At 59.5% G+C, this 9,635-nt stretch carries 7 protein-coding genes; 2 read left to right on the plus strand and 5 right to left on the minus strand.

Annotation, left to right across the window (positions count from 1 at the left end; genetic code table 11):
• Window positions 1-95 precede the first annotated feature (95 nt).
• The 5 genes from EXQ56_14290 to recO all read right to left on the minus strand — a co-directional run bounded on the left by EXQ56_14290 (window position 96) and on the right by recO (window position 7,899).
• Window positions 96-788 (minus strand): sigma-70 family RNA polymerase sigma factor, encoded by a 693-nt coding sequence (locus tag EXQ56_14290; protein ID MSO21591.1) that lies wholly within the window; start codon window positions 786-788, stop codon window positions 96-98.
• 244 nt (window positions 789-1,032) lie between these two features.
• The gene (locus EXQ56_14295) at window positions 1,033-3,717 is read right to left on the minus strand and encodes a pyruvate, phosphate dikinase (protein ID MSO21592.1); all 2,685 of its coding nucleotides are present in this window, start codon (window positions 3,715-3,717) and stop codon (window positions 1,033-1,035) included.
• Window positions 3,718-3,862: 145 nt separating this feature from the next.
• Window positions 3,863-6,016 (minus strand): glycine--tRNA ligase subunit beta, encoded by a 2,154-nt coding sequence (locus EXQ56_14300; GenBank protein ID MSO21593.1) that lies wholly within the window; start codon window positions 6,014-6,016, stop codon window positions 3,863-3,865.
• Between the two features lie 93 nt (window positions 6,017-6,109).
• Window positions 6,110-7,057, minus strand: a complete 948-nt coding sequence (locus EXQ56_14305) for a glycine--tRNA ligase subunit alpha (GenBank protein MSO21594.1) — start codon at window positions 7,055-7,057, stop codon at window positions 6,110-6,112.
• Window positions 7,058-7,152: 95 nt separating this feature from the next.
• Window positions 7,153-7,899: a DNA repair protein RecO gene (recO, locus tag EXQ56_14310; GenBank protein ID MSO21595.1), complete on the minus strand. Its 747-nt coding sequence runs from the start codon at window positions 7,897-7,899 to the stop codon at window positions 7,153-7,155.
• Between the two features lie 249 nt (window positions 7,900-8,148).
• On the opposite strand from recO, the gene EXQ56_14315 reads away from it, so the two are divergent.
• The gene (locus EXQ56_14315) at window positions 8,149-8,763 is read left to right on the plus strand and encodes a GAF domain-containing protein (protein ID MSO21596.1); all 615 of its coding nucleotides are present in this window, start codon (window positions 8,149-8,151) and stop codon (window positions 8,761-8,763) included.
• A gap of 645 nt (window positions 8,764-9,408) precedes the next feature.
• On the plus strand, window positions 9,409-9,635 hold a 227-nt coding region (locus EXQ56_14320; GenBank protein MSO21597.1), incomplete at its 3' end, for a hypothetical protein.

Genomic DNA, 9,635 nt, shown 5'->3' on the forward strand with positions numbered 1-9,635 from the left:
ACCAATGTCGAAACCAGTTACGCATAATCATCCCTAATCCGCCCCATCATTCACTCGGGCACGCTGGCACTCGGGCTCATCACATGGGCCACCGTCTACTTCACCAGGTCGATGGCGGGAAATGCCGACCCTTCATGTTCCGCGATGGCCACGATCTCCACGCGCAATGCGGACCGCGCCCGCGCGATGCGCGATTTCACTGTTCCGGGCGCCAGATGCAAAATGTCCCCTAACTCGTCGTAACTTAATTCTTCCATCTCGCGTAAAACTAAAATCGTGCGGTGCGCTTCGTCGAGCCGCGCCAGCCCGCGCTGCACCAGCGTCTGCGTCTCCTGTGTCAGCATCCCATCGAGCGCGCTAGGCCGGTCGCTCGCCGCTTCGGGATAAGTGAACTCCGCGCCCGCCGCTGGCTCCATCGGGCATTCCTGCTTGCGATGCCGCCGCCACCAGCGGTTCTGGTTCGATGCGGTGTTGAGCGTGATGCGGTAGAGCCAGGTCTTGAGCGTGCACTCGCCGTGGAACTGCGCGATGCCGCGATAGGCTTTGAGGAACGCCTCCTGCACCACATCGGAGGCATCGCCGCGATTGCGCATCAGTCGGCAGGCGAGCCGGTGCATCATCGGCGTGTATTGCTCAACCATCCAATCGAAGTCTTCTTGTGATCCCGCACGAAGTGCGGCGATACGCACCACTTCTTCGCGGCTCACAGAACTTACCCGGTCGTTGAGAGAAAGGTTGAGCAGGCTGGAGAACAGGCGGCTCATAACTTCAAGATAGTCCTTTCGCAACCGTACTGCAACAAGGCCTTTCACTTACTCTGACCCCGTTGCGGGGGAAATGTTCCGAGCGTAGTCCAACCGAGCCGTGACCAGAAGGGAGAGGTGGCCAGCAGTCTGGGGTGTCCCTTCTGGCCGCCACTCTCTTCTGGTCGCGGCTCGGTTGGACTAGACAAACAAAAACCGTCGCCCCAGTTGGAGCGACGGTTCTATTGTTCCACGTAAGCAATTGATTATACTGGCACAGTCTATTCCTCTACGCGGTCCGCTTCATTGCGTCCTTGCCGCTGCCGAGTGCCGCCTGAGCCGCGGCTAGGCGGGCGATGGGGACTCGGTAGGGTGAGCAGCTTACGTAGTCCAATCCCACCATATGGCAGAACTCGACCGAGCTGGGGTCGCCGCCGTGCTCGCCGCAGATGCCGATCTCAATCGTCGGGCGCGCCTTGCGACCTTTCTCCTTGGTGAGCTTGATTAGCTCGCCCACGCCGGAACGGTCGAGTTGCGAGAAGGGGTCTTTCTCCAGCACGCCATTCGTGGTGTAGGCCTCGAGGAACTTGCCGCTATCATCGCGGGAAAAGCCGAAGGTGGTTTGCGTCAGATCATTTGTCCCGAAGCTGAAGAACTCGGCGTCGAGCGCAATTTGATCGGCAACCAGCGCGGCGCGCGGAACTTCGATCATGGTGCCCACCATGTACTTCACGCGCATTCCCTTCCTGGCGAACACTTCCTCGGCGACGCGGTCGCAGATGGCCTTTTGCAGCGACAGCTCTTTGCGGCTGCCGACCAGCGGAACCATGATCTCGGGGATGACCGACTTGCCTTCCTTGGTCACCTGGCAGGCCGCCTCGATGATGGCACGCGCCTGCATCTCGGTGATCTCGGGGTGTACGATGCCGAGGCGGCACCCGCGCAGGCCGAGCATGGGGTTCAGTTCATGCAGTTGCTCGACACGTGCCAGCAACGCTTCCTTCTGCTTCAAACCTTTCGCCCCGCGCTTGCGGCGCAGCAGCGCGATCTCTACCATCAAGTCCTCGCGCTTGGGCAGGAACTCATGCAGCGGGGGATCGAGCAGGCGGATGATCACCGGCAGCCCTTGCATCACGCGGAACAAGCCGACGAAGTCCTTGCGCTGCATGGGCAACAGCTTCGCCAACTCCTTGCGGCGGGCCTTTTCGGTGTCGGCCAGAATCATGGCCTGCATGTGGCGGATGCGGTCCTCGGCGAAGAACATGTGCTCGGTGCGGCACAGCCCAATGCCCTCCGCGCCGAACTTGCGGGCGACGGCGGCGTCGCGCGGGATGTCCGCGTTGGCGCGCACGCCGAGCTTGCGGAACTCATCGGCCCAGCTCATGAACTTGGCGAACTCTCCGCTGTTGGGATCGGGTTCCATAGTCGGCACCTGTCCTAGAATGACGCGGCCAGTCGAGCCGTCCAGCGTAATCCAATCGCCCTCTTTCAGGATGAGCTTGCCGATGGTCATCAACTTCTTGCCGGCTTCCACCTGAATGTTTCCTGCGCCCACCACGCAGCATTTGCCCATGCCGCGGCCAACAACTGCCGCGTGGCTGGTCATGCCGCCGCGCGAGGTCAGGATGCCCGCCGCCACTTCCATGCCGTGGATGTCATCGGGCACAGTTTCGAGGCGCACCAGAATCACCGGATACTTCTTGGCCTGCTTCACGGCGTCTTCAGCCGAGAACACGATGCGGCCCACCGCCGCGCCCGGCGACGCGGGCAATCCCGTGGCGATGACCTTCAGCGGCTTCGACTCATCGAGGATGGGATGCAGCAGTTGATCGAGCTGGCTCGGCTCGACGCGCATCAGCGCTTCCTTCTTGTCGATGAGACCTTCCTCCACCATGTCCACCGCCGCGCGCACGGCGGCCTTGCCGGTGCGCTTGCCGTTGCGCGTCTGCAGCATGTAGAGCTTGCCTTCCTGGATGGTGAACTCAAAATCCTGCAAATCTTTGTAATGCTTTTCGAGGCGCAGAGTGGTCTCGCGGAGCTGGTCGTAGACCTCCGGCATGATGTCGCGCAGCTTGATGATGGGGATGGGCGTGCGAATGCCCGCGACCACATCTTCGCCCTGCGCGTTCATCAGGAACTCGCCGTAAAATTCCTTCACGCCCGTCGAGGGGTTGCGCGTGAAGCCCACACCCGTGCCGCTGGTCTCGCCCATGTTGCCGAAGACCATGGCTTGCACATTCACCGCCGTGCCGAGCGACTCGGAGATCGCATTCATGCGGCGGTAGTGGGCCGCGCGCGGGTTATACCAGGAGCGGAACACGGCGTCGCGCGCCATCACCATCTGGTCGCGGGCGTTCTGCGGGAAGGGCTTGCCGGTCTTCTTCTGGACCAGCTTCTTGTAGTCGGCGATCACTTCCTGCAACGCCTTGGCGTCGAGGTCGGTGTCGAAATGCACTTTACGTTTCTTCTTGGCGGATTCAAATACGTGATCGAAGTCGGCTTTAGAAACTTCCAGAACCACGTTGCCGAACATCTGAATGAAGCGGCGGTAGCAGTCGTAGGCAAAACGCTCATTCTTCGTGCGCGTGGCGTGGACCCTCACCGTGGCGTCGTTTAGGCCCAGATTGAGAATTGTGTCCATCATGCCCGGCATGGAGAATTTCGCGCCGGAGCGCACGCTGACCAGCAGAGGATTTTCATGGGAGCCCAGCTGGGCCCCTGTTGCGGCTTCGAGTTTGTCGAGCGACGCCCACATCTGCTGCTCCAGCTCGGCGGGCAGCTTGCTCTTATTCTCCATATACAAGCGGCAGGCGGCGGTCGAGATGGTGAAGCCGGGGGGGACGGGAAGACCCGCGTTGGTCATCTCGGCCAAACCGGCGCCCTTGCCGCCGAGGATGTCTTTCACGGTGCCGGGCATCGTGCCGTGGCCCTCGGCCTTGCCTTCGCCAAAAAAATATACAAACTTCTCGCTCATGGTGTTTCCTCCTGGAATTCGTCAGTCCCCGCGCATGTTTATGCCCTGCTATCAGAGCCCCGACCGCGAGGGAGGGGGCACGTTCAACAGGCACCCATTGCCGGCCAGCGTGCCCCCTCCCTTACGGTCAGGGCTCTGATGCGCGCTAGGCTGGCTTGGACTCGCGGGGAACTATTTCAGAAAAATCAGCAATCGTTGAAAATCCGTTTAACAACATATCCAGCAAACAAAGCCGATTGGTGCGTATATCGAGATCAGGGTCCATCACCAAAACCTTGTCGAAGAACAGGTCCACCGCCGGGCGCAGCGAGGCGATCATCTGCAACGCGCCGGTGTAATTCCCCGAACTTTTCTCGCGGGCCACCTGCTCGAAAACCTCTTCGTATTTCGCGTGGAGGGCTGTTTCTTCGGCCATGCTGAACAACTCGGGTTGCGGCCTGCCGCTAGTGAATCCCTGCGACTTTCTGGCCTGCTCAATGATGTTCTTCATGCGCTTGAAGGATGCCGCCAGCGGCTCGAAGTCTTCCGTGGTGCGAATGAGCGCCACGGCTTCCACGCGCTTTAGAATATCGGCAACGTCATCGTTCGTTGCGGCTGAATCACTTCCACTTGCCTGAAGAACCGCGGCCACTTCGTCGTAGGCGAAGCCGCGTACCTCGCGGAGATAATATCGCAGACGATCCTCGAAGAAGTCGATCAGCGGCTGGCGCGCCGCGGCGTCGGTCCAGGCTTCGGCTTCGCCCATGCGCTGGGCATAACGGTACACTTCGCAGCCCGCGCCGACCAGGCCATCAATGGTCAGGGGCAACTGCTTTTCCGCGAGAATGCGAATCACTCCCTGCGCGGCGCGCCGCAGCCCGAACGGGTCTTTCGATCCCGTCGGCGCGAGGCCCACGCCGAAGCAGCCGACCAGCGTGTCCATGCGGTCGGCGAGCGAGAGGATGTTGCCGCCCAGGCTCCGCGGCAGCCCATCCTCCATGCTTTGCGGCAGATAGTGATCGTAGATGGCTGTCGCTATGGACTCGGAAAGATTCTCGCGCCGCGCGCTGAGGCCGCCGATGATGCCTTGCAGCTCGGTGAATTCTTTTACCAGATCGGTGGTGAGGTCGCACTTGGCCATGCGTGCCGCCTGCATAATATCGGTCTGCATCTGGGGATCAACAACGAATTGAGAATGCCGCAAGCCACTCACCAGCGCATCCGCAAGCGCCTGCATACGGGAGGATTTTTCGAAGTACGACCCCAGCTTTGCTTGGAACGTAACATTGCGAAGCGATTCGAGACGGTTCTGCAAGGCGGTCTCGCCATCGGCTTTCCAGAAAAACTGGGCGTCGTTGAAGCGGGCGCGCAGGACGCGCTCATGGCCGTGGCGAATCACGCCGGTGCTATCGCCATCCGATTCCAGCACGGCAATAAATCGCGGCGCCAGCTTTCCCGCCGCATCCTCGACGGCGAAGTATTTCTGGTGGCCGCGCATCACGGTAATCAGGACTTCTTCAGGCAATGATAGATAGGCAGGATCAAACCCACCCAGCAGCGGCGTGGGATGCTCGGTCAGATAGGTGTGAGTCTCCAGCAGCTCCGGGCTGGGCTTCAGCTTCAATCCATTTTCAAATTGCAAAAGGCGGGCGGCTTCATCCAGTATGCGCGCACGGCGCTCGCTCGGATCGAGCAGCACGCCGTTGGATGCGAGCGTCTGGCGATAGTCGGCGAACGTCTTCACGGCAAGCAAGGGCTTGCCGCCGGATTTAGATAAGTTGCGATGGCCGAACGTGGTCTTCCCGGATTTCACATTGCCGATGGAGCAGGGAATCACGCGCCCGCCGCACAGCGCCAGGAGATTGCGAACCGGGCGAATGAACTGTGTGCCGGTTTTGCCTTCGGCGGCGGAGTCCCAGTGCATGGTGCGCGGAAAGTAGATGCCCTTCACCGCCTGCGGAATCAGTTCGCTTAATATCTCAATCGCGGGCCGGCCGCGGCGCGTTACGCGCACGCTCAAGTATTCGCCTTTGGGCGTGGTAACAACTTTCAACTTGTCAGGAGTCGTCCCGTTTTTGGCGGCAAATTGAATGGCCGCGGGGGTGGGATTGCCCTGGGCGTCGTAGGCGATTTTCTTCGGCGGTCCCTGCACCGCTTCCTTTACGGTGGGTTGCTTCGCGGCAATGCGTGGACAAAAGGCCACCAGCCGCCGCGACGTGGCGAACGTCTGAAGTTCCAGCGGGCCTTCGGGCGCCAGATTGTTTTCGGTGAGTCCCTTTTCCAGATGCTGGCGCAGATCACGCAGCGCGCCGGGAATCATCCACGCGGGGATTTCTTCAACGCCCAACTCCAGGAAGAACTCTTGATATTTTTCTTTCACAGTCGATTCTTTTCTTTCTGATCCGATGTCTGCTTAATTGCCGGAATGCACGCGTTGCTGGGGAATCTCGATCCTGGGCTGTTGCATATACGCCGCAGCCACGCCACAGGCCAGTTGCCGCACGCGACCGATGATTCCCGCCCGCTCGGTAACGCTCAACGCGCCGCGTGAGTCGAGCAGGTTGAACAGATGCGAACACTTAAGAACCAGTTCATAAGTGGGCAGGACGGGGAAGCGGCCTCGTGCCACATCATCGTCCTTGATTTCAGCAAACGCCGCTAGCAGGCGCTTCGCTTCCTTCTCATAAAGATTAAACTGCGCCCAGAGCATCTCCACGTCGGCCATCTCGAATTGATAGACGGAAAACTGCAACTCCTCGCGCCAGCGAACCTGCCCGTATGAAGTGGTCTCGTTCCAGCGCAGCGAGTAGACGCTATCCACGTCCTGCAGGAAGGCCGCGATGCGCTCGATGCCGTAGGTCAGCTCGACGGAGATGGGATTCAGATCAATGCCGCCACACTGCTGGAAGTAAGTGAACTGCGTGATCTCAAGTCCATCCAGCATCACCTGCCAGCCGAGTCCCCACGCGCCCAGCGTGGGATTTTCCCAGTTGTCTTCCTCAAACTTCAGATCGTGATCGCGCAGGCGAATGCCCAGCGTCCCCAGACTTTGCAGATAGAGGTCCTGAATGTCAGAGGGCGGCGGCTTCAGGATCACCTGCATCTGCATGTGCTTGTAAAGGCGATTGGGATTCTCGCCGTAACGCCCGTCATCGGGACGGCGGCTCGGTTGGACGTAAGCCACGCGATAGGGATCTGGGCCGAGCGCGCGCAGAAACGTCTCCGGGCTGCTGGTGCCCGCGCCCACTTCCATATCAAAAGGTTGCTGCAGGATGCAGCCGAGCTCGGCCCAGTAGGCGCTCAAGTCGAGGATCAGGCTCTGCAGTGTGCGCGCTGGGGAAGTTTTCTTGTTGGCAGGCAAGTGTTTATTCTTTCGTGGCGCTGTGAATCAGCAATCGTTGAATTCCCAAACCAGTCGTCATTCCGAGCGTAGCGAGGAACCTGCTTTTCGCCCGATCATCCCATCTCGTCCAACTGGCGGCTGGTAACCAGCTTGCGCTCCAAGTGGCGTTCCATCTGCTGGCCAAGAAACCTGCGCAGTTCCGCGCCGGTTGAGCGGGTCCAGCCTTCCTGCTGGATCTCCGCCAAAGGTGCGGTCAGCATACTGCGGGCTAACGCGCGCGAGGCCGGGTCGAGCGTCCAACTGTCCTCGCCACGGCAATTGCGGCAGAGCAGGCCATCCCATTGCGGACGAAACCAGCAATGCTGGTCGGTGGCGATCTCCTCGTGGCAGCGGATACATTCTCCGAATGGCGGCAGAAATCCCGCCAGCCGCACCGCCCATAGATCGAAATAAGTCAGCGGCCGCCAGATGTCTCCCGTGCGACCGATCTCCGTGCTGACCAGCGCCACGAGGCGGAAGAACGGCTCATTCGGTTCATGCTCGGGCAGCATCAGTTCGCAGACTTCGGAGATGCAACTGCCGCCCACGATCTGCTCATAACTGGGTTGCGCGCCGCAAAACGATTCCAGCAGGTCGCACGCTTCCAGCCGGGCCATCCCGCCGTGTGGCTTCTCCGCGTAGCGCAGCCGCACATGGGAGAGCATTTCCAGCGATGCGCCAAACCGCTTCACGCTGCGCCGGGCGTATGGCGCTACTCCGCGCAGACGTCCTTCGGAGCGGGAGAAAAAACTGACGATCTTGTCCGCTTCCTGCAGGGGCCAGGTCCGCAAAATGATCGCTTCGGTTTCCTTAGCTGCCATGGGATTCGAAGCTAATGATTACCCGCGCGGTTCGCGTGGGCCACTAAGCCCTCTGGTAGGATTCGATTGCCTCGCGCCGCTCCATAATCCGAAAGCTTAAAGTTATCACAGTTGGCAATATGGGGCAATTGAAGAGTAAATCATGTGAACCATAATTATAAATTTTGTTAATACCCAGTAACGGCTGGCTGGAGGGCGGATATTCGAGGTTAATATGAGTAGTGGCACTCCGGCGGGAGGTGAGCGGCGATGGCAGGATCAAAAAAGCTGCAAGATATTGAACAACGGCTGGAGCAGACCGAACAGCAGTTGCAGATGTTGCAGAATATCAGCCGGCTGATGGTCCGCAAGATGACCCTGGCGGAGGTGTTGCAGGAAGTTGTCGCCCTGGTGAAAGGCGCTACCGCCGCCGATTCCTGCCTGATCTATCTGCATGACGGCGACGAGATGGTGCTGTGCGCATCGGACTCGCCGCACCCGGCCCAGATCGGCCATATTCGCCTCAAGTTCGGCGAAGGCATCACCGGATGGGTGGCCAAGGAGCGGCGCATGGTGGCCATCTCGCAGGGCGCCAACAAAGACCCGCGCTTCCGCGTCTTCCACGATCTACCGGAAGATGCCTTCGAGGCGTTTCTCTCCGTACCCGTCATCGTGCGCGGCGAAGTGGTGGGCGTGATCAACGTCCAGCACCGCCAGATGCACCGCCACACAGGCAGCGAACTCGAGATGATGCTGACGGCTGGCGAGCAGGTCGGCTGCGTGATTGTCCTGGCCGAAATGGGCGACGTAACTTACTCGGCGCTCCACCCCGTCGAGCGCATCCTTAATAGTCCACCCAAGTCCAGCCCACCGAAGATGCAGTGAGTGTGAATTCGAGCCGCGACCCTGAACGCCATATTGATGGCGTTCAGGGAGCGACCCCGATGCGCCTGGTCCCCGGTGTGCTCGCCGGGGTCCAAACTCTCCGCGTTGTCCAAATCATCCACTTCTCAGTATTTCGCGAAACTCCCGGAGTTTGCGGTCCGTGCGGCAATCGCCCGCAATCGTCGGAAGCGTCCACCCAATCCGAGCTGTCGGCAGCGACGAAATCCGCGGAGTTTACGGCGTTCGCGGCGCGAGCGGCGGGAATCGCGTATAGTGATTCGCCATCCTCTGTCGGGAAAAAAGGGAAGCCTGAGCTGCACGATATATTTCTAGCGAGTAAATCTGAATCAGCGGTATGCTTGCAACTTTTGCCGTGCGGAATCAAAGGCGTTCTGCCTGGGGGCGCTTGTTGTATTGTCCATCGTGTGAAATTCGCGCAGTTCAACCTGTCCCCTTTTTCGTCCGTGAAATTTATGTTGCTGTTCTGGGACACTTTGATATCATGGCTGAAATATGATATCAAAAAGTCCCAGCGGGTCGAATGGAAAGTCTGGCAACGATATCCTCGTAAGGAATGTCCCTGGGGAAATTCACGAGTGGATACGGGGAGGTTTGGAAAAAACTCGTATGAGCCGGCAAGAATTTATGATTGCCGCGCTCGACCAGCTCCGTGAATCGGACCTTCAAAGCCAGCTTCCACTCTTCACTCAGAAATTCGTTCCAGTCGAAACTGCTATTCCAGGGGCGTTGCCATTCAAATTCATTGATCTGTTCGCTGGCATTGGTGGATTCCGAGTAGCGCTTCAAAGGCTGGGCGGCGAGTGCCTCTTCAGTTCTGAATGGGACGAGTTTGCACAGAAGACATACAGGAA

Source organism: Acidobacteriota bacterium (genome assembly GCA_009691245.1).
GTDB lineage: Bacteria > Acidobacteriota > Terriglobia > 2-12-FULL-54-10 > 2-12-FULL-54-10 > SHUM01.